The sequence below is a fragment of the Pseudoalteromonas sp. PS1M3 genome, assembly GCF_016865405.1.
Taxonomy (GTDB): domain Bacteria; phylum Pseudomonadota; class Gammaproteobacteria; order Enterobacterales; family Alteromonadaceae; genus Pseudoalteromonas; species Pseudoalteromonas marina.
On the sequence record NZ_AP022624.1, the window covers coordinates 2,431,125 to 2,452,638 of the forward strand.

The window sequence follows — 21,514 nt, forward strand, 5'->3', positions numbered from 1 at the left end:
ATAAACTTTAACTGCGTTGCTCATCGCCTTTACCCGCAACACCTTTCATTAGCATGTCGAACACTAAACTCGCTATACCTTTAGAAACTAAATCGCTTGATAGAGCTTTCATAGCCATTACGTTGTGGGTATCCATGCTTTCTATAATCGCGTTTTGGATTGCTTCAGGGAATTGCCCAAGCATGGCTTGCTCTTTTGTATTGTGCTTAACCTGATCCATTGCGGTTTCGTTTTCGGCTACTTTACCCATAATTGCATTAGCATAATTAACCATATCGTTTTCAGATAGGCCATCTTCAGCAAACAGGTCGTTCATGCGCTCAATGATTTCGTTTAAAAGCTCAGTTTTAGGATCCTTTGGTACTGCGCCCGAGCCTTCTTTGCTTGGTGGTAAGTAGCTTTTAGGCTCTTCGCCTACTTTGTGGCCTAGCTGTAAATCAGCTTCGCGTTGTTCATGCAGCCGATAATGTGTCATTACTACATCGGTTAGGTCAACGTCGTCTTCTATTACATCCATGCGTAAAAGTGGGTGTAAGTTTTTAGCAAACACGCTGAGCTTTTCTAAGTCAGTGTCGTTAAAGTCAACAATTTGAGAGCTAAACTCGTAGTAACGATAAAACGAGATTAAATCTTTTCTAAACACATCTAAAATATCTCTGGCTTCTTTAGCGTGCTTAACACTGTTTTCACTGTACTTAATCGCTTTGTCGTTGTTGTCATCTTTCGCTTTAGCCAGCTCCTTTTGGGCTGATTGCAGTACCGTGGTGGCTTCTTTGTAGCGCAACTTAAATCGCTCTACAGGCGCTTTCATAATATTGGTGAGCTTGTCTTGCTTGGCATTTTTACTGTTATAAGCGGTTACAAAGGTTTCTACTTCAAACCATTGGTAAATCCCCACCTCAGCTAGCTTCTCCATTATGTCGTAAACAATATTAGGATCAGATACGTCTGAAAGCTCAGCAGTTTGAAAGTAAACTTTAAACTCTTCTAAAATTTCTTCAGGATCGTTTACAAAATCAAGCACAAAGGTTTTATCTTTACCTTTGCAAGTACGGTTTAGCCTAGAGAGCGTTTGAATACATTCAACACCCTTTAATGGCTTATCAACATACATAGCCACTAATTTAGGTTGGTCAAACCCTGTTTGAAACTTATTCGCTACTAACATTACTTGGTAGTCGTTAGTGTCAAAGGCTTTGCGCATATCACGCCCACGTAAATTAGGGTTCATCGCTTTTTCAGTAAAGGCATGATCAGGAATATCTGGGTCGTTCACTTCACCAGAAAACGCCACCATCGCATTGACGTTTTCATAGCCTTTATCCATTACATACTTTTCAAAGGCAAGCTTGTAACGTACAGCTTCTAAACGGCTACTCGTCACCACCATTGCTTTGGCTTCTCCGCCTAATAAGTGTTTAATTTTGGCATTAAAGTGCTCAACAATTGTTTCAACTTTTTGGGCAATATTATAAGGGTGTAGCCTTACCCATTTAGCCATTTTAGACGCCGCTTTTTTGCTATCTACTTCTTGATCAGACTGCGGGTTATCGTGAGCTAATTGATAAGCCACGCGATAACTGGTGTAGTTTTGCAGCACATCTAAAATAAAGCCTTCTTCAATGGCTTGGCGCATTGAATACACATGAAAGGGTAATGGCTTATTAGTATCGCTTAGCGGTGCGTCTAAATCTTCAGGGCGACCAAATAGCTCTAAGGTTTTCGCTTTAGGTGTTGCTGTAAAGGCAAAATAACTAATATTGTTAGAGCCTTTACGGGCTTCTAAAGATAAACGCAGCATATCTTCACTGTCTAGCTCGTCATCGCCTTCAAGTTGCTCAGCCATTAGCACTTCACGCAACTTACGTGCTGTTGTTCCCGTTTGGCTAGAGTGCGCTTCATCGGCTATTACCGCAAAACTTCGCCCAGCTAAGGTAGAATCTTTACGTATTGCCTCTAAAACATGGGGAAAGGTTTGAATGGTCACAATAATAATTGAGGTACTGGCTTTTAGCTCACCGGCTAACTGGCTCGATTTACTGCCTTGTGCCTCTTCGCGGTTAACGCGCGCTATCATCCCTTCGTTATGATCAAACTGATAAATAGTATCTTGTAGTTGGCTGTCTAAAACGGTTCTGTCAGTAATCACTATTACTGAGTCAAATACTTTGTCGCCCGCTTGTTTTTGTAATTCTGGGTGCTCAGTTAAGTAATGTTTAGAGGCCAGCTGGTGCGATAGCCACGCAATAGAGTTCGACTTACCCGATCCCGCACTATGTTGAATAAGGTACTTTTTACCCGTACCTTCAAAATCAACTGTATTTATAAGCTTAGAAACCACAGCCCATTGATGATAACGCGGGAATATCATGGTTTCTTTTACTTTTATTGAGCCATCAAGTTGTTCTTCGTCTTTTACTTCTAAGTGAATATAGCGGCTTAAAATAAGTAACAAGTTATCTTTTTGAAAAATCTCGTTCCAAAGGTACGAGGTCGCATAGCTGCCATCAGCCGGAATATCATTTCCCGCAGCGCCTTCGGCTGTACCTTGGTCAAACGGTAAAAAGAAGGTTTTATTCCCCGCTAAACGGGTCGTCATTGCCAGGTTGTATTGGCTTACTGCAAAATGAACTAACGCACCGCGTTTAAAGGTCAATAATGGCTCTGCCTTTTTAGTGATTGGATCTTTTGGCTGGCGGTCTTTCATGTACTGCACTTTGGCATTATTGAGCGACTGCTTAAATTCAGACTTTAACTCACAAGTTGCAACCGGTAAGCCATTTACAAATAAAGTTAAATCTAATCGGCCATCATAACCGTTCGGTGAGTATTTAAGCTCAGGCACCACGCGTAAAATATTTTTGTTATAGCGTTTACTCGCATCAGGGTTTAAATCGTGATCAGGCTTAAAACTACATAAGCTAAATTTAGCACCGCGGTCTTTAATTACATTACGTAACACCCAAAGCGTGCCTTTATTTTTTAAGTTACGTTCTAGGTTTTTAAGTAAAGCATCAGCGGTTGCTGTAGGGCTTCGGTCAGTCTCTGGGTAATGCTTTTGCAGCTTATCCCATTGCTCAGGTTGCGAGCCTTTTACAAAAGCAATCACATCTTCAGGGTAAAGTGCCAGCTCTTTGTTGTACTTGTTCGACTCACCCAGTAACCAGCCCTGTGCAAGCATTTGGTCAATAATGTCATTTTGAAATTGCAACTCTCTTACTGTTTTTGCTTGGCTCATTTACTCATCCTTTTGATTTAATCGTTGCTTTGCCTTGGCAATAGAGTGCTGTAATTTTTGTTCGAGTAGTTCAACATCCATCAAATGCGTTAGGTATTCTGCAACATGAATATCGCTGCCTTCCATTTCAAGTAACTCAATTTGTTCTTGTTTTTTACTGGAGCACAAAATGATCCCAAGTGGTGGGTTTTCACCCTCTTCGGTTTCATATTTTTTTAGCCAGTTGAGGTATAGCTCCATCTGGCTTTTGTGGCTGTGTTTAAACTTTTCGAGCTTTAAATCGATTGCCACCAAACGCTTTAACTTGCGGTTGTAAAATAGCAAGTCGATATAAAAATCATCGTTGTCAATTTGGATACGCTTTTGACGTGCCACAAAACTAAAACCGGCACCCAGCTCTAATAAAAACTGCTCAATGTCTCTTAGAATGGCATCTTCTAAATCTTTCTCTAAGTAGCGGTCATTCAGCTCTAAAAAATCGAGAATATAGGGGTCTTTAAGCAGCAGTTCCTGATTATACTGGCCTGAATTTCGCAGCTCAGAGAGTTCAGCCACAATGGTATCGTCTGGCTTTTTAGAGATAGCCGTGCGCTCAAACAGCAAGGCACCAATACGTTCATCCAAGGTGCGGGTTGACCAGCGTTCCTGAATGGCCATTGTGGTGTAAAAGTCTCGCTTTATGGGCTCATCAATGGCAATTAACTGGCGAATATGGGTCCAGCTCAATTGTGTACGCAGTGCGTGCACAATCTCTATATCCCAAAAAACCTCTGCAAACTTAACCATTTGTGCAAGGTTGCGCTTACTCCACCCTTTGCCAAATTGCACTGTTAGCTCATTAGAAAGCGTGGCAATTACTCGTTTGCCGTAATCGGCACGCTCGCCGCCCAGCACTTCTTGATTAATGCGATTACCCACTTGCCAATACAACAAAGTAATTTCGCTATTCACTGCGACCGCAGCGCGCTGCTTGGCACTGTGGATCAGTACGCTCAGCTCTTGGCTCAAGGGAGCTAGGCTTGTTAGGTTACTCATCCTTAAACTCCTTGTGACTCCCAATCACGCACATCAATCTTGCCGGTTACTGCTGCTGAGATAAGGCCAATTTTACGTTCTTTCATAAGGTTGATAGCACTTTCAGCCTTTTCCAATAAAGCGTCAATTTTATCGTGAGTTTTATTTATAAAGCTTGAAATCTGTTCCTGTTCTTTATATGGAGGGCAAGGAGCTAAAAATTCATTAAAGGCTTCTGTAGGCAACCTCCATCGTCCAATATTTGCGGCGCCTTGACCTAGAGGATAGAAAACTTTATCAAGATAACCCATTTGTAGAACTCTAAGGTAGTAATCTGAGTCAGAATATTTGTGCTCAAGAGTGAATACACGGTAATCTGGACTTGTGACTCCATTATATTTTGATATATCTACAAATCCTGTTAATAAATCCATATGATTCATCGCGAAGTCACCTGCATTAACTAATTGATACTTAGAATAATCCATAGATAACTGACCTTCGCCACTAGAAATATCTTTAACCTTAATGCCTTTTTTAGTAATTGAAAGAATATCCAAGCCTGTTTTACCCGCAATTCGTTTTCTGATTTTAAATAAGTATTTGAACTTTTTTAACTCCCAATACTCTGGGACTTCACCTAGCCATTCTACGCCTGAGTCGCGCATTGGAGCATTGGGATTTAGCCCTTTAGTCACTGCGTGAGAAATCACCGCTTGGCGCTTTTCTTTTAACAGCTCAATCAGCTTTTCTTGCTTAGCGATTAAGGTGTCGATTTTAGCGGTTTCGTGATCGAGGAAACTAGCAATTTTTTGTTGTTCTTTTGATTTTGGTGCAGAAACTCTTAATGAAGCAACTTTTTCTTGGTTAATATTTGGTTGACCTCCTCCTGAAGATAATCGAATGATGTCTTCTTTAAAAGCCCATAACCAATAAAATAGGTATTTATTATTAAGTTGTGTCGAAGTAGTCATTACACAACAAGCTTGGTTTGTTGCCGCTTCTACGCCAAAAATACCTAACCTACCAATGGTAGCGCCATACATTGCAATAGCTATAGACCCCACGGGGTATTTTTTCAATGTAGGGAATGCTTTTAAGGTGCTGGGAGATAATTTTTTCTTGGTGTCTGTGATTATCTTTTCACGAAGTTCACCAGTAGTAATCCAAGGTACATCACCTTTAAACCATTTTTCATTATTTGTTGGAGGTGTTGTACCTGAGCCTATTTCATTGAAGGCATGAGCCAATTTCCACATACACCAATCAGAGGGTATTTCTCCAACCCACTCAACTCCAGACTCTTTATATTCAGGGTATGCTTTATACTTTTTACCGCTCAAGGCTGTACCTGTCATTATGAATGCACCTCGTTAAGTAGCTGCATAATCTCACTAGATACTTTATCTAAATCCGCATCAATTTCGGTTAGTGATCTTGGTGGTACGTATTCGTAAAAATGGCGATTAAATGGTATTTCGTAGCCAACTACGCCTACTTCGCCGTCTTGCTCGTCGGTTTTTTTAGTATCTATCCACGCGTTTGGTACATGGGGTAATACTTCACGGGCAAAATAATCATCAATGGATTCTGTGAGTGGTACGTTTTCATTATCACGCAAGTCTGGGTTGGCTTCTATTTTACCTTTGGTTTTGCCTGATTCTTGATAACAGATAGCAGCTTCATCATCGTGTTCACTTAAATGTTTAACTATCAGTTTAAGCTGGGCAGCGCTTAGCTTAACGCTTGGTGTTGCGATTGCAAGCTCAGTAGCTAATGCGTTTAAAAATACATCGCGAGACAAATATTTATCGTTGTTAAGTGAGGCAAGCGCTGCAAGTGTAGTGTGTTGTGTATGCTCGTTTAGCTTATCCCATGCTTTATCGGTTGTTAAAGCACTAATGCGTAGCTCATCTTTTGGATAAACAGCCAGTTGTAATGGGCGCTCTACTGTAATACGGCGATAACCAAACGCTTGGTAATCAAATATTTTACTAAAGTCGTTCTCTACAAATTGGCCGTATGTTTTTACAATGGTTTCTATTGCATCTTCTGTTAGTTCTTTACGTTTGCTACCGAGTGACTTACGCATAGCTGCATAGAATACATTCTCATCATTTCCTTCAACTTCACCGCCACCACTACGGCCTCTGCCGCCTGTTTTAGCGCGCTCTTTTGCCGCATTGATAAGTTGTACCTTGCCTTTACGGTTAGCAGGTTTATGGCTTGAAAGCACCCACACATAAGTTGATATGCCAGTGTTATAAAACATATCCGTAGGTAGGGCAACAATGGCCTCTAGCAGGTCGTTTTCAAGAATATAACGGCGAATTTCACTCTCACCACTACCGGCACCACCGGTAAACAACGGAGAGCCATTTAAAATAATACCAATGCGCGAACCACCTTCGTGTTGTGGGCGCATTTTGCTGACTAGGTGCATTAAAAATAGTAACGAGCCGTCAGATACACGCGGTAAACCCGCACCAAAACGGCCTTCAAAGCCTTTTTCGGTGTGTTCGTCGTTAATTTGTTTTTGTATTTTTTTCCAGTCCACACCAAATGGCGGATTAGATAACATGTAGTCAAACTTTTCGGTGCGTAGCTGGTCGTTTGATAAGGTATTACCGAGTTTTATGTTATCGACCTTTTGGCCTTTAATAAGCATATCGGCTTTACATATAGCGTATGACTCTGGGTTTAGCTCTTGGCCAAATGCTGAAAGCGATGCTTTATTGTTAAGTTCTAATACGTATTCCATACCTGATGATAAAAACCCGCCCGTACCCGCTGTTGGGTCGTAAATTGAGCGAACTAAGCCCGATTGCGTAAGCGCGTCGTCGTCATTGGTAAACACTAAAGAGGTGGTTAAACGTACAATGTCGCGCGGGGTAAAGTGCTCACCCGCGGTTTCGTTAGAGCTTTCAGCAAAGCGCCTAATTAGCTCTTCAAACACTAAACCCATGCCATAGTTATTAATAACATTTGGGTGTAGGTCGGTTGTAGCAAAGCGTTTAGCTACTTTATAAAGTAGGTCGGCTTCTGCCAGCTTATCTAGGGTGTTAAAAAAATCAAAGTGTTCAAATATTTCACGCGCATTGGGGCTAAACGATTGAATGTAACTCTCAAGATTACTGGCTACATCGGTTTCGCCAAGGCGGTTTAAATCCATTTTTGAGGTATTGTAAAAACTTAACTGCGCTGCATGAGTAAGGAGCTTGTCTTGCGCTTCAATCGGCATGGCTTTTACGGTTTCGTACTTTTCAAGCACAGCAGGTTTGGTGGCTTCAAGCACACACTCTAAACGCCTTAACAGTGTAAAAGGTAGGATTATACGGCCATACTGAGATTGTTTAAAATCACCGCGAAGTAAGTCAGCGACTGACCATAAAAAAGCAGCGGTTGAAGAGAAGTTGTTATCTGTCATTTTGACCCTTTATTATTTTGTTTTCCGTAACTTAACTTACCATATCATTAGATATGTTATTTTTTAAGCAAGATTTAAGGATTATTTACCAGCACTGAAGGCAGTACTTTTTATTAAGGGTATTGTAACCTTTATTATGTTGTATGGTAGAGAAGCTTTATCAAATTAAGGTAATATTCATAATTAACAAAATAGTAATCTATAAATAACTCATAGCTTTAAAACGGAATTAAATTATGAAAAAGGAAGAAGTAGACGCGCATGTTAGAAGTGTTGTAGATAAGCTAATTGAGCAAATGCAGGAGAACTTGGGGGAATGGGTTGCACCTTGGCATAATGGCTTTTTAGAACCTAAGAATGCCATTACACACCACCTTTTTAGTGGCATGAATGCAACATTACTTTGGGCGTCTACCCTTGAGAATACTTTTCAATCGGATGAGTGGGCTACACTTAAACAATGGAATATAAAAAAAGCGAAGGTAAAAATTCGCTCAAAAGGGACACGTTTATTTCGCCCTATTTACGCTAAAAAAAATAACCCCAGTGATGAAGATTATATTATTTATTTTAAACCCTATACGGTATTCAACGCTGACCAAGTAAATAATTACAACCCAGCGCACCCTGACTTATTTGCAGATGATATGCCGATAGATCCGAGTGCTGATAAATTTATAGCCCGATGCAAAGCCAATATTACTCATGGTAATACCGGTGCATTTTACAGAGTACACGAAGATAAAATATACCTGCCATTCCCCACTAACTTTGTAGATAGTTCTCATGGGGGTAAAAAGCATAATTATTATGCTACTGCTATTCATGAGTTAATTCATTGGAGTGGGCATGACTCTAGAATGAAACGTGACTTGGCTAATAATAGTACCGAACAGTATGCTTATGAAGAGCTAGTTGCTGAACTTGGTGCTGCAATAATATGTACTCGGCTTGAAAATACAATAACGCCAAGAACGGACCATGCTGCTTACTTGAAGTCTTGGATAAAGCATTTAAAAGATGATTTTCGTTACTTATTTAAAGCCGTAGATGATGCAAAAAAAGCAGTACATTTTTTGTATGAGTTAACAGGCATTGAAAACGCTGATGTGGATTGTGAAGATAAAGAGTTTGAACAACTTAATGATAGTGAAGCAGTAGAACCAGAGAAAATAATTCTTACAGGTTTTGTAAGTACGCTAAAAGTTAGTACGTGCTGTAACCACTGTCATGAAAGCTATAGCGTTACATTAACCCGTTATGAAAACTTATCGTTTTGTGAGCAATGCTCAAAGCCTAATAAGCACCTTATTGAGTGGTAATTGCTGAATGTTTTATTAGGGTTGTGGCAACGAGAGGGCTTATCGTAAAACAGGAACAAACCGTTTGAATGTGCTTTAATATGTTCCAAAATAAAATATAAAACCATTATTATCATAGTCTTAGTTATTTTAGATTGTTCCGGTTTGTTCCGCATTGTTCCGGTTGCTATACATAGTAAACCGAGACACACCTTAACACTTTGAAGGCTTTCACAAACATTTAGCACGCGTGAAAAGTTAACAATAATACACATTTCAATTGATTCGACTTGTTCCATAATGTTTTGTTTGTGGCGGTTTCTTTCCCTTACTTCTCACTTTAGCCAAATAAGAAATACGCCATATAGCCTCTTGAAGTGAATCGTAATCACCTCGCATAATGTTGTAGTAGCAGTGCTTTGGGGTATATTGTGAACCTTGTAGCTGGTACTCCCAGATAGCTTTTACCTTAATTAAAATATCATACGGATGACGTACTTTATGACCATCGAGCATCAAAACGTAGTGGTAATGTTGTTGCTTAGCGGTTTCAATCTCACGACACCAAATAAAACCTACCCGTTTTAAGTTATATGCTCGCTTAAGCCACCTAAATAGGATTCGATTAAATTTTGTAATTATTTGATTATCCGACGAGTACTCGTAAAGGCGGAGATCGAAACGAATTAGGTGTACTTTGCTATGATGCTTTAATATCATATCAACTTGGTTTATCATCTTCTTGGCCATAGTTAAGTAAATACCACTATGCTGACCGTTCACCCAGAACACCTGATCATTTACCTCAATAGCCCTAACCTTAACCTTATAAGACATACAACACTCAAGAGATATTATTAATTACCTAGTGGCGTGTTAGTCACTACTATCGCCATTCAATAAGTATGAATTTAAAGCGTCATGGCCTTACTAATAATTTATAGGGTCAAAAACCTATAAATAGCGACCAATAAGCGTTTTTTAAATCCATACAATGCATTCAGCGTAAGCGAGTACTAACATTGTTTAGCTAGGTAATTAACGTTATGCTTAAACGTGCTGGTGGTTTAACTTCCACATTGCGCCACCAGCACACCATTGATAAGTCGCATTGAAATTAACTTTCTTTGCGGCTTTCCTCGTTTTTATACAATGCTTGCTGCTCATCCGTCATCGACAAAACCATTATCGGAAATGGTGTTAATCGACCCGTTGATGGGCATTCGGCCTCTTTATCTTCTACTGTAAATAAATAGCCTTTTCGTTTAATTGCACATACCACATCTTGCAGGTCATCAATTCCAATATAGCGAGCCATATTAGCATTTATTGTTAGCCCTTGGCTTATCACACTCAACACATAATTCGACTCTTTTTGGCAGTCGTTTGGGTCTGGCAAACCTAGCTCTAAGCATTTATTTCTGCGGATCATAACTGCAACTCCTTTATGCCACGATTACTAATAATGCTTTGCACTAATGCTTTTAATTGTTGCTCTGTGTAGCCTGCAATCATTGCTTGGACTACTTTGTCACATTCACTTTCAACAAAGCCAACAGCTCTTACTCCCAAGCTTATGGGTGTAGGAAATAGGCCATCATTAATGCGGTTATAGAGTGTCGATTTTGACCAGCCAGTTTTATTTAAAACTTCAGGTCTGCGGATAATTTTAGAAAAACTTTTAATGTTCATTTTTAATTGCCTTAGTACGTTATGAAATGGTTCAGGCATATTAAAAACCATTAACATGGGGGTAAGGCAATACGGTCCGGCAACTAAATTTTAGGGGGGATGGAGGGGTAATGGAGGTCCCCCGCTAAAAATATGACCTTTTATTTCGATTTTACTATGGAAGCTATAACTTCAGCCTTTTTTCGACTTAAACCTGGAATATATTCCGAACCATCCAGTTGAACAATAGTTCGATGCAAGGCCTCTCCTATTAACCAATCTTCAATTACTTTATTTTTAGGCAAAGTCTTTTCATCTTTACAGAATTTATCATAAGCATCTATTGCTAATTGAAGCTCTAATGGATATTGAGGTTCTTGCTGGTAAGGCGCTTTAAAATCCATATCACCGTTTTCCCCATCAAGATTTTCATTTCCTATGTCCTCATCAAAAGTTCCATTTAATGTGTTATCCCAAAAATCACCTTTTTCAGCTATATCTTTAATTGGTAATCTTAGCTGAGCACAATAATCGACAAAGTCTTGATAGTAATAATAAATAGTTGCGTAGTTTATATTGAAAAAACAATCGGGAGTCAGATCTTCATTGTTACTTAACTCAGGTCTAGAACAATAAGTACCACATTTATATACATAGGAGTAAACAAGCTGTTCTTCACCTCTATCATCAATATAGGTATCAAGAACGAATGGCTTTATTTTAATAAAGCCAGTCACATATAAATCTTCATTACGCGCTGAATCTGTTAAAATCCCATCGTAATAAATGTAGTTATCTAGTTTAGTAATAATAGATCTTATATTTATATCGATGCACTCTTGCAACTGCTCTTTGGTAAAAAAGTCATTTTTAAAATCATTTTCCTTATTCATTTTTTTATTATCCATAATAACCTCAACCCACTATTTTTAAAGTAGTGTTAGAACCGCCTACCTGTCCGTGTTTAGCTAACTCTATATATTCAGACCACCAGATCATCATTACTCGTCTACGTTCTAAATAATCTGCGCGGTTGTATGCTCGCCTTACTTCATTTTTATCAACATGAGCTAGTGCCGCCTCAACTACATCACCTTCAAAGCCATGTTGATTTAATGCGGTACTGGCAATAGACCGCATGCCGTGAGCAACTAATCGATTTTCATACCCCATGCGCTTTAAAGCCATGTTAGCAGTTTGTTCATGAAGATGAGTTCGAGGGTTTCTATCACCCGGAAATATATGCTCTCGATGACCACTTATTGGTTTTAACCTATTTAGTAACTCTATTGTTTGATCGGTTAGTGGAACATTATGCCCGCTTTTCATCTTCATTCGGTCTGCTGGAATCTCCCACAACTTATTGTCAAAATTGATTTCTCGCCATGTTGCACCAGCGGCTTCGCTTGGTCTAACCATCGTGTGAAGCTGCCACTCGATTAAAAGACGAGTAACAAGCTTAATACTCGCATAACTAAGGTCTTTCATTAACTCAGGGAGTTCTTCAGGTGGGATAGTAGGCATGTTTTCTTTAACCGGCTTTTGAAAAGCCGCTCTTAAGCCAGATAACGGGTTGGCATGTATTAGCCCTGTATTGACCGCATAGGTCATAATTTCATTTAACCTCTGGCATAATCGCTTGACCGTTTCCAAAACCCCTTTAGCGGCTATAGGCTTAATTACATCAATAACTTTTGGTGCAGTTATTTTGCTTATAGGTAACTTTCCTAACTCTGGAAATAAATGATTTTCTAGCGAGCGCCATAAATCAATTCCGTAATTTTCGCTAACTTGCGTCTTCTTTATTTCAAACCAGTTAGTAGCAACATGCTTGAAGGTATTTGATACAGCCTCTAACTGTATGCGGTTATGATCTTCTTTGTATTCTTTAGGGTCGATGTCTTTAGCCAGTAACTCTCTAAACTTTGATTTTAGTTTACGGGCATCCGCTAAAGATATTGCAGGGTAACCTCCTAAACCAATACTGGTCCGCTTTTTTGTGTAAGGTTTGTAATAATCCAGCAACCAAGATTTATTGCCGTTAGGTTTAACTCTAAGTTGTAAGCCGTCGCCATCAGATAGTTTATATACTTTCTCTTTTCCTTTGGCTTGCTTAACTTCCGTATTGGTTAGTGGTTTTGTTTTTGCCATAAAGTAGTACCCGATTTACTTAAACTGAAGTAGTACTACCAAATGTACTACTTTAAAATCTGGATGTCACTGTTCATTAAAAATCCTACTTGGAATCGCAACCTGGCGGAAAGTGAGCTATATCGGGAATTTAAGGCAAAAAAAAGACGCCTATTGGCGTCTTAGTTCTTTGAATTGGTGGAGCTGGGGGGATTTGAACCCCCGTCCGAAAAGCCTCGACCGTCGGTACTACATGTTTAGTATTGTCATTTAATTAACCTTTAAATCCCGGACAAACACGGTAAGTAAAGGCGAGGCCGCTTAGTTTTAACGCTTCAACCCCGGCCAGGGTTTCCATCGCGATCAGGTGTTAGGGTGACACTCCAAAATCCAGTCCACAAGAATACATGGAAGGAGCGCTAGCCAGCCTAAGCTGCTAGAGAGTAGTTATCGTCGTTTGCGATTACTTTAGATTGCGGCTTTTTTACGAGGCAAACCGCACCTCGACATGCACCTTGGGCTTCTTGAATTCCGTCGAATCCTAATCAGCCCCTGAATTAGTAAACTCATTCAGAGCGTGCAAGCAGTATAACTGAGTAAAGTGATGATACTCAAGGCTTAATAACGCTTTATTTGATTTACACAGGCTAACTGCATATTTAGCAACCAAATTAGCAATAATGTATTAGCCACAGTAAACATTTACTTAACAATATGGTAAACCTGTGTTCAAATACGGGATTAGCCAGCTAGTGCTAAAGGTTTAGTTGTAACTGTAAAGGTTAAGAATAATAACAGGCATAAGAAGTAGGGATTTAAAATGTCGGTTTTTTCATTAGATAAAAATACAGGGTGTGTTTCTTTAATTAAACATCCTATTGATAGCGGTTTTCCGGTCACAAGCACTCAATTAATTGAAATGTTTGAACAATCTGAATTTGGCGAGTATGAAACTATTACAGCTAATATCGGGAAACTTTTTGCGCCTTCTAAAAACCACAAAGAAGTATCTTTAGTGATTGCTAAAGCAGTGGATGCCACTATTGCTATTAATATTGATGAAAAGAATATGGTCGCAGAGGCCACTATTACTACAGCTAAAGGTGGATCACTGCTAACAATGGAAGATGCGCAAGAGGCGCTTAGCCAAGCAGGTGTAAAAAAAGGGATTAGTCCGCGTGCGCTTGATAGTTTTTTAGGCCAACAGTTTGAAAAAGCTTCAGGTGTAGCATATAGCGCTATTGTAGCCCATGGCCGCAATCCAAAAGAAGGTAGCGATGCTAAATTTGTTCGCCTTTGTTCAACAGCACAAGATCGCGTTTTAAGCCCGCAAGCAACCGCTGGCGGTAAAGTTGATATGAAAGATCTTGGGGCTATCATTACTGTTAAACCGGGCACTCCTCTTATGCAACGTATAGCCGCCACCCAGGGTGAAGACGGATACACGGTGTTTGGCGATATTATCCCTGCTTCGCCAGGAAAAGAACTTGAACTACAACCCTTTGAAGGGACAAAAATAGACCCAACAAACCCTAATTTACTGATTGCAGATTGCAAAGGCGTTCCTGTTGCGCTGCCACGTGGAATGCGCGTTGACGACGTTTTATGTTTCGATAATGTAGATGTAAGTACAGGCCACATTGATTTTGACGGCAGTGTAATTATTAGTGGCGATATAAAAGACGGAATGCGAGTAAAAGCGAAAGGTGACATTACTGTTTTAGGCTTTGTTGAATCAGGAATTGTGCAGAGCGAAAGTGCTGTAACTATTGTATTAGGTGCCATAGGCCGAAACCGTGAAAACGAAGAAGCATTTACTTGCCGTATTTCAGCCAAGCGTACAATTTCTATAGGCTATGCTCAATATTGTGACATTAAGACTGAACAAAGTTTATTCATAGAGCGCCAAGTATTACATTGTGACCTAACAGCTAAGCGTTTAATACGTGTTGGCAAAGCCGATAACCCTCGTGGCAAAATTATTGGTGGTAATATATTTGATGCAATGCGTATTGAAACAGGTGAATTAGGTGCGCCTGCTGGTACTAAAACGCGTGTATTTTTAGCACAAAATTGGTTTGAACTGCGTGATAAGCAAAGCCAAATTAACGACTTTGAAAAGGTATTAAGTACTAAATTACTGGAATTAAAAAATGCGCGAACTAAAGCAGAGAAAATAACTAACCCTGCTCAGCGCAAGCAATTTACTGATAAAATTACGGCTAACGAAAAGCAAGTGAATGTCCGCTCTCGTCATGTTAAGCAACAAAAAGCAATCGTAAAAAGAAAAATAGCCCAGCTACTAGCCTCTAGCCGCTTAAAAGTGAACGAGTTAATGCACCCTGGTGTGGAGCTTAAAATAGCAAAAGAAACTAAACAGTTTTCGCGTATTTATCCCCCCCACTTCGTAAGATTATCTGAGGGTAAAATTACTCAGTCGTTTTAGCTTCGTTGGCGGCTTCATCATCGTCACTTTCATCGAGTGGCGCAAGCGGCCAACCGCCTAACTCTTGCCAGCGGTTTACAATTAAACAGTATAATTCAGCGGTGCGTTCTGTGTCGTAAAGTGCCGAGTGTGCTTGACTGTTATCAAATTCAATTCCAGCTGCACGACAAGCTTTAGCTAATACTGTTTGGCCTAAAGCAAGCCCTGCTAACGTTGTTGTATCAAAGCTCACAAATGGATGAAACGGTGTGCGCTTTATATTATTGCGCTCAATAGCCGCATTTAAAAAGCCATGATCAAACGCGGCGTTATGCGCCACAATAACAGAACGCTGGCACCCTGCTGCCTTTTGCGCTTTACGCACGACCTTACAAATCTCTTTGATAGCGTCTTCTTCTGCGACTGCACCTCGTAATGGCGAAAATGGGTCAATGCCGTTAAACTCAATTGCTGCTTGCTCAATATTTGCGCCTTCAAACGGCTCAACGTGAAAATGCACTGTTTGATCTATGCTAAGCAACCCGTCATCATCCATTTTTAAAACAGAGACTGCAATTTCAAGTAATGCATCTGTCTCTTTGTTAAAACCAGCAGTTTCAACATCAATAACAACAGGAAAAAAGCCACGAAAGCGTTTTGCGAAAAGGGTTTGCTCAGTATTTGCCATAGTATTCTTGGTTTGTAGGTATAAGCCTTCTATTATGTCAAAAGTAGGTGCCGTTCGGCTAGGGACTTTTACCTATTATTTATGCCTATAATTATAGGCATACAATTTGCTTTAAGTGATACTAGCTAAGTGTTAACTGCTATATAATATGGCAGTACTGAACAAAGCCAAATTTTTGGCGTGTCGGGTTTACGGGGAGTCTTTGATGAAATTAAAGTTATTATTAATGAGCGTTAGTATTAGCTCTGCGCTATTGAGCGTCAGTGCACATGCGGCCATGCGTAATTACTCTGCAAATCAAGACAGTTCAAATTGGGAAGTGGTTAAAACAACACGTTTGCAATGCCAGTTGAACCATGAGGTACCTTACTATGGCGAGGCTATTTTTAAAGCATCGGCGAGTAAAAATAAAAACCTAACTTTCAATTTAGATATGGTTGTTCGCCCTGAAAATTACGCCATTGCAGGGCTTAAAGCAGTTCCTCCTTCTTGGCGCTCTGGGCTGCCAGCACGCGACATAGCAAATATGAAGCTACTAAAAAAGTTTGATGGTGAACTCGGTAATCAAACTGCTTGGGAAATGCTTACAGAACTTGAAAAAGGGTTTTACCCCACTTTTTATTACCAAGACTGGCAAAATAGTGCCGATAAAATTGCCGTTGGTATTTCAAGTGTAAACTTTAAGCAAGCCTATTGGGCCTTTTTGCAATGCCGTGACGAACTATTACCTTACAGCTTTGAGGATATTTCGTTTACAGTGATGAACTATCAATCTAATAGCAGTAAGTTAACTAAGTCATCTCAGCAGCGCCTTGATAAAATTGCTGAGTATCTAAAAAACGATTCAACCATTGAGTCCATTAGTATTGATTCTTATACCGACAGTTATGGCGGTCGTTGGAACAACTTAGACCTATCTCGTAAGCGTGCAAAAGCGATAAAAGATTATATGGTGAGCTTAGGTGTGGATGAAAATAAAGTAAAAACAACGGGGTTTGGTGAAAAACGTTTTGTAGACACCAACGATAATATTTTAGGCCGCGATAAAAACCGCCGTTTGGTCATTCAAATAGCTAAAATGTAGGGGGTTTACTTAATTGACGAGGTTACAGACTTTGCGCCGTGATTTAATTAATCGCCCATCGATTGAAGACATTTTATGTCACAAAATTAAACACGCCCTAGCGCTTACTTTTAGTTTTTAAGTATTTATCACCAAATTGAAAAAAGCCTAAACTAATTACAATAATAGCAGCGCCAATTATTAGCTCTTTACTTAGTGGCTCGTTATTAAGCCACGCACCTAACCCTATTGCAAAGCTAGGTGTAATAAGTGTTGTTAATGCAACGGTGCTCGCGTTTAAATTTTGTAAAACATGAAAATATGCCAACGCACCTATTAACGACCCAAAGAGTCCTAAATAACCAATTGCCCAAAGCGACCTTAAATTCCAGTTTTGTATATTAAGCTCACCATCAAGCACCCACCACGCAATAAAAAATAATGGCGTTACAAATACTAGTGCACCAAATGTTGTGGCCATAGGGTGAATTGCAATTTTCACCCGCTTTATCATCACACCGCTTAAGCTAAAAAAGCACACAGCCATAAATACATATACAAGCCCAAGTCCCTGAGTTTGTGAGTTTTGTACTTGGTTATAGCTTACAAAATAAAGTCCGACTAACGCACTTGCTAAAGCAATGAGTTTTATTAAACTAAATTTAGGCTCATTTAATAGCTGTTGAGCAAGCAATCCCGATAAAATAGGAGCTAATCCAAACATAAGTGAAATAATGCCAGAAGGCACTGTTCTAGCCGCCATATAACTCAATAACATGCCACCAAAAATACCAATGCTTGAGTAAGCATAGAGTAGGCAAGCTTGCTTACTCCATGGCACTCTTACATTAGTGACTGCAACAACAAGCGCACCAATGAATAGCCCAACGAGCATACGCATTAACACCGCTAGTGATGGCGAAACACTCTCACTACTCCACACAATACCCAGCGGTGTGGTGGACCATATAAGAACCATTAAAAAATATGAAACTTTAACAGGCACGTACCATTCCTTTGTAAGTTAAAAATAAGGCGAGTGGGTTTTGAGGGAAAAAGCCAGCCAAGCGTATTAATGCACTAGTTACAGTACACGTACTTAACGGTCAGTTTAATCTTAAGATATAAACGCTCAATAACTAGTAATAGAATTATACGCTGTAAAAGGTTTATGGATAGATATTTAATCATATTAAAGATTATAAAATGCTTAAATATACAGCTGTAAAATGTAAGTTACATTTTATTTAATGCCATTTATAACAAAACTATTTGAGTTTTACTGATCTAGTTATATGGTGCGTGTAAATTAATAATAATTAAGGTAATTAAGTGCTCAAAAATAAAACAACAGGCAGCATGTTAATTGTAGCTGGTACCACTATTGGTGCAGGTATGCTTGCTTTACCTATCGCTTCTGCTGGTTTAGGTTTTATGACTGCACTTGCACTCATTGTTGCAAGCTGGATATTAATGACTTACACCGCCTTGCTGATGCTAGAGCTACATCAGTTTGCCCCTCGTGATGCAACGTTAAATACACTTGCTAAACGCTGGCTTGGGAAGCGCGGTCAATACATTGCCAATTTTTCAATGGTGTTTTTATTTTATGCTTTATGTGCAGCTTATATCGCAGGCGGTGGTGCTCAGCTTCAAGAGCGGATCAACCTTGGATTTGACTTAGAAATTGCCCCCCAATTTGGCTCCGTTATTTTGGCGGTCATTATTGCAAGCGTGGTTACACTAGGGACTAGCAAGGTAGATAAATTTAATAGAATACTCTTTTCAATCAAGGTGATTGTTTTAGCTAGCCTATTTTATATGCTTACACCCTATGTACAATCAAAGCACTTGCTCGAAATGCCCGTTGAGAAGGGGCTAATATTATCGGCAATTCCTGTGGTATTTACATCTTTTGGTTTTCACGGCTCTATCCCATCAATTGTTAAATACGTAGGTCTTGACGTAAAAGTTCTGCGTAAAGTGATGATTGCAGGCGCAGCATTACCCTTGGTCATTTACATATTTTGGCAACTATTAAGCCAAGGTATTATGAGCCAAAGCGATTTACTCAATAGTGAGGGCTTAAGTGGTTTTGTAGCCAGTGTTGCAGGTATTGCACATAATTCAAATGTATCTATAGCGGTGAAATTATTTGCTGATTTAGCGTTAGCGACTTCATTTTTAGGTGTAAGCCTAGGTTTATTTGATTTTTTTGCTGATGCATTTAAACAAGGAGATAACAACCAAGGCCGTGTTATGACAGCGCTTATTACATTTATTCCGCCTTTGGGATTTGCTCTTTTTTACCCGCAAGGCTTCATAATGGCCCTTGGCTATGCCGCCATTGCTTTAGTTGTACTGGCTGTATTTTTACCTGTTGCTATGGTTTATAAACAACGTGCCTCAACTAGTTCCGACACTGGTTATAAAGTGCGCAGTGGTCGTATAGGGCTATTGATTGCAGCGTTATGTGGTGTGCTAATAATTACTGCGCAATTTATGCAAATGAGTGGATTTATACCTGCAATTGGTTAAAGCTTGCTTTTGTAACACCAAAATTTAGTTAATAAAAAACCGCACACCATGATTAATGGAGTGCGGTTTTTTTATATTAGCTACGTTTATTTACAAACGTCAGCAACTGCATTTGCAAAGTAATCAAGGTTTGCTTTGCTAACACCGGCTACGTTGACACGACTTGAGCCAACAATGTATATGCCGTACTCTTTTTGTAATCGCTCAATTTGCTCTTTATTAATACCCAAGAACGAAAACATACCGTGTTGACGTTCAATAAATGAAAAGTCTTGCGCTATGTCTTTTGATGCTAGGCTTTCTTTAATTAAACTACGAAGGCCATTAATACGCGTACGCATTTCATCAAGTTCAGCATGCCACATTTGCGTAAGCTCTGTACTGCTTAAAATAGTGTTAACAATATCAGCACCATGTGCCGGAGGCATTGAATAAATGCTACGTACCACACTTAACATTACTGAGTTTGATACATCAGCTGTCGCACTGTCTTTTGCAATTAATGAACATGCACCGATACGCTCACGATATAAACCAAAGTTTTTAGAGCACGATGAGCAAATAATTAACTCTTCAACGGCATCAGCTAAAATACGAAGTCCGCGTGCATCTTCTTCTAGTGAAGAGCCAAAGCCTTGGTAAGCTATATCTACTAATGGCGTAAAGCCAACTTCTTTAGCAAGCTCTGCTACTGTGTTCCACTGAGCTTCGTTTAAATCCGTGCCACTTGGGTTATGACAGCATGCGTGTAATAGCACTACATCACCCTTTGGTACTTGCTTAAGGGTATTGATCATCTCATCAAATAGCAGGTCTTTATTCTCGTAGTCGTAGTACGGGTATTCTTTTACGGTTAAACCCGCAGCTTCAAATAAACTAATGTGGTTTGCCCAAGTAGGTGTAGTAACCCATACAGTTGCATCTGTATTACAACGCTTAATAAACTCAGCAGCAACACGAAGTGCACCTGTACCACCTGGTGCTTGTGCTGTACGCACGCGATTTGCTAATAATGCTTGGTGCTCACCAAGTAATAGCTGTTCCATTTTTTGACAGTAGTCTAAGTTACCTGCTAAGCCAATATAAGATTTGCTTGTTTCATTTTCTAAGCGAAATGCTTCTGCTTTCTTCACTGCGTTTAATACAGGTGTATTACCGTGCTCATCTTTATAAACACCCACACCTAAATCAATTTTATTAGGGTTTGTATCTTTTTTATAGGCCGCCATAAGGCCAAGAATAGGATCGGTTGGTAATGGTTTTAATACTGAGAACATGGGCTATCTCTTATCTATATTTATGGGTTAGCAATTAAGCTTAGCTTAACATAAAAGCACATCACGTTGACTAGTGTTATTTACACGAGTGAGTGAGGAATTTTAATACAACACGCAATTAAAATGGCCAAAACTTTGTCATCAAAAAAGTCATTATCAAATGCTTCAGCATCAATAATACCTACACACTCATTTTGGGCATTAAATAAAGGCAAACATACTTCAGATTTAACTTTAGGGTCACAGGTATAATACTCTCCACCTTGTGCTAAATACTTCTCTACATTATTAATAATGCGACCTTTTTGTGATAACGCCACTTGAACATTATTGCTTCCTGCAGCAAAGGCCTCTGTAAGCGGAAATAGAGGGCGGCTAGGTACACCATGATAAGCAAGCTTTAAAAGTTGTTTACCTTCGTCAGTGTCTGTTGATTGATAAATACCATACCAGTCAACACCCGTTTGCGTGTGAACATAGTTAACAATACTTTGCAGCTGTGCAAGCTTGCTATTGGTATTACTATTGTTATTTATAAAATCAGCAAGGTTAAAAGGCTCATCTTGCAAGTAACCAAATAAGCTACACGCCCCGCCTTCACCTAATTCAGGTATTTGATACTGCCAACGCGTTTCTGGTAAAGATGTATGCGCTAAATAGTGCTCAAGCTTTTCAAGCTCAGCTGTAATTAAGTTTGCATTAACGCGCAACTGCGCTTGCGTTAAATAAGAAGAAATCATTT

General features: G+C 39.5%; 17 protein-coding genes and 1 other RNA gene. 4 read left to right on the top strand and 14 right to left on the bottom strand.

Going from position 1 to position 21,514, the window contains the following annotated elements:
- Positions 1–7 precede the first annotated feature (7 nt).
- Genes PS1M3_RS11300 through PS1M3_RS11315 form a run of 4 tightly spaced genes read right to left on the bottom strand, consistent with a single transcriptional unit; the run spans position 8 to position 7,679 of the window.
- Positions 8–3,238, bottom strand: coding sequence for a type I restriction endonuclease subunit R (locus PS1M3_RS11300; RefSeq protein ID WP_203984286.1), 3,231 nt, complete (start codon positions 3,236–3,238; stop codon positions 8–10).
- A complete protein-coding gene (locus PS1M3_RS11305; RefSeq protein ID WP_203984293.1) occupies positions 3,239–4,273 on the bottom strand; it encodes a YhcG family protein in 1,035 nt (344 codons plus the stop codon).
- 2 nt (positions 4,274–4,275) lie between these two features.
- Positions 4,276–5,610, bottom strand: a complete 1,335-nt coding sequence (locus tag PS1M3_RS11310) for a restriction endonuclease subunit S (RefSeq protein WP_203984301.1) — start codon at positions 5,608–5,610, stop codon at positions 4,276–4,278.
- Complete coding sequence (locus PS1M3_RS11315) at positions 5,610–7,679, bottom strand: class I SAM-dependent DNA methyltransferase (RefSeq protein WP_203984303.1); 2,070 nt, start codon at positions 7,677–7,679, stop codon at positions 5,610–5,612. Before PS1M3_RS11315 ends, PS1M3_RS11310 begins: the two co-directional genes overlap by 1 nt.
- A gap of 236 nt (positions 7,680–7,915) precedes the next feature.
- Here PS1M3_RS11315 and PS1M3_RS11320 point away from each other — a divergent pair, with 236 nt between their 5' ends.
- The gene (locus PS1M3_RS11320; RefSeq protein WP_203984305.1) at positions 7,916–9,001 is read left to right on the top strand and encodes an ArdC family protein; all 1,086 of its coding nucleotides are present in this window, start codon (positions 7,916–7,918) and stop codon (positions 8,999–9,001) included.
- Between the two features lie 255 nt (positions 9,002–9,256).
- Here the strand turns inward: PS1M3_RS11320 and PS1M3_RS11325 are convergent, their stop codons facing one another.
- From PS1M3_RS11325 to ssrA, 6 genes are all read right to left on the bottom strand, one after another.
- A complete protein-coding gene (locus tag PS1M3_RS11325; RefSeq protein ID WP_008132492.1) occupies positions 9,257–9,817 on the bottom strand; it encodes an inovirus-type Gp2 protein in 561 nt (186 codons plus the stop codon).
- Positions 9,818–10,097: 280 nt separating this feature from the next.
- Positions 10,098–10,412, bottom strand: coding sequence for a hypothetical protein (locus PS1M3_RS11330; protein ID WP_203984307.1), 315 nt, complete (start codon positions 10,410–10,412; stop codon positions 10,098–10,100).
- A complete protein-coding gene (locus tag PS1M3_RS11335; RefSeq protein WP_008111294.1) occupies positions 10,409–10,672 on the bottom strand; it encodes an AlpA family transcriptional regulator in 264 nt (87 codons plus the stop codon). Before PS1M3_RS11335 ends, PS1M3_RS11330 begins: the two co-directional genes overlap by 4 nt.
- Before the next feature lie 140 nt (positions 10,673–10,812).
- Positions 10,813–11,559, bottom strand: coding sequence for a hypothetical protein (locus tag PS1M3_RS11340; protein ID WP_203984309.1), 747 nt, complete (start codon positions 11,557–11,559; stop codon positions 10,813–10,815).
- A gap of 7 nt (positions 11,560–11,566) precedes the next feature.
- On the bottom strand, positions 11,567–12,802 hold the full coding sequence (locus tag PS1M3_RS11345; RefSeq protein WP_203984318.1) for an integrase domain-containing protein: 1,236 nt from the start codon (positions 12,800–12,802) through the stop codon (positions 11,567–11,569).
- 175 nt (positions 12,803–12,977) lie between these two features.
- Positions 12,978–13,334: a transfer-messenger RNA gene (gene ssrA, locus PS1M3_RS11350) on the bottom strand.
- Between the two features lie 267 nt (positions 13,335–13,601).
- Between ssrA and PS1M3_RS11355 the strand changes: the two genes are divergently transcribed.
- Complete coding sequence (locus PS1M3_RS11355; RefSeq protein ID WP_138740453.1) at positions 13,602–15,227, top strand: DUF342 domain-containing protein; 1,626 nt, start codon at positions 13,602–13,604, stop codon at positions 15,225–15,227.
- On the opposite strand, the gene rnt is transcribed toward PS1M3_RS11355, so the two are convergent.
- Positions 15,211–15,894, bottom strand: coding sequence for a ribonuclease T (gene rnt, locus PS1M3_RS11360; RefSeq protein WP_138740454.1), 684 nt, complete (start codon positions 15,892–15,894; stop codon positions 15,211–15,213). The two genes, PS1M3_RS11355 and rnt, sit on opposite strands and share 17 nt — an antisense overlap.
- Before the next feature lie 205 nt (positions 15,895–16,099).
- On the opposite strand from rnt, the gene PS1M3_RS11365 reads away from it, so the two are divergent.
- Positions 16,100–16,978: an OmpA family protein gene (locus PS1M3_RS11365; RefSeq protein ID WP_006794687.1), complete on the top strand. Its 879-nt coding sequence runs from the start codon at positions 16,100–16,102 to the stop codon at positions 16,976–16,978.
- Between the two features lie 97 nt (positions 16,979–17,075).
- On the opposite strand, the gene PS1M3_RS11370 is transcribed toward PS1M3_RS11365, so the two are convergent.
- Positions 17,076–17,963 carry a DMT family transporter gene (locus PS1M3_RS11370; RefSeq protein ID WP_006794686.1) on the bottom strand — a complete coding sequence of 296 codons (888 nt, stop codon included), beginning with the start codon at positions 17,961–17,963 and terminating at the stop codon, positions 17,076–17,078.
- A gap of 326 nt (positions 17,964–18,289) precedes the next feature.
- Between PS1M3_RS11370 and PS1M3_RS11375 the strand changes: the two genes are divergently transcribed.
- On the top strand, positions 18,290–19,495 hold the full coding sequence (locus PS1M3_RS11375; protein ID WP_203984320.1) for an aromatic amino acid transport family protein: 1,206 nt from the start codon (positions 18,290–18,292) through the stop codon (positions 19,493–19,495).
- Positions 19,496–19,581: 86 nt separating this feature from the next.
- Here the strand turns inward: PS1M3_RS11375 and PS1M3_RS11380 are convergent, their stop codons facing one another.
- Together PS1M3_RS11380 and PS1M3_RS11385 are read right to left on the bottom strand one after the other, a co-directional pair.
- Complete coding sequence (locus PS1M3_RS11380; RefSeq protein ID WP_203984323.1) at positions 19,582–20,772, bottom strand: amino acid aminotransferase; 1,191 nt, start codon at positions 20,770–20,772, stop codon at positions 19,582–19,584.
- 80 nt (positions 20,773–20,852) lie between these two features.
- A complete protein-coding gene (locus PS1M3_RS11385; protein ID WP_203984325.1) occupies positions 20,853–21,512 on the bottom strand; it encodes a GAF domain-containing protein in 660 nt (219 codons plus the stop codon).
- Positions 21,513–21,514: the final 2 nt, after the last annotated feature.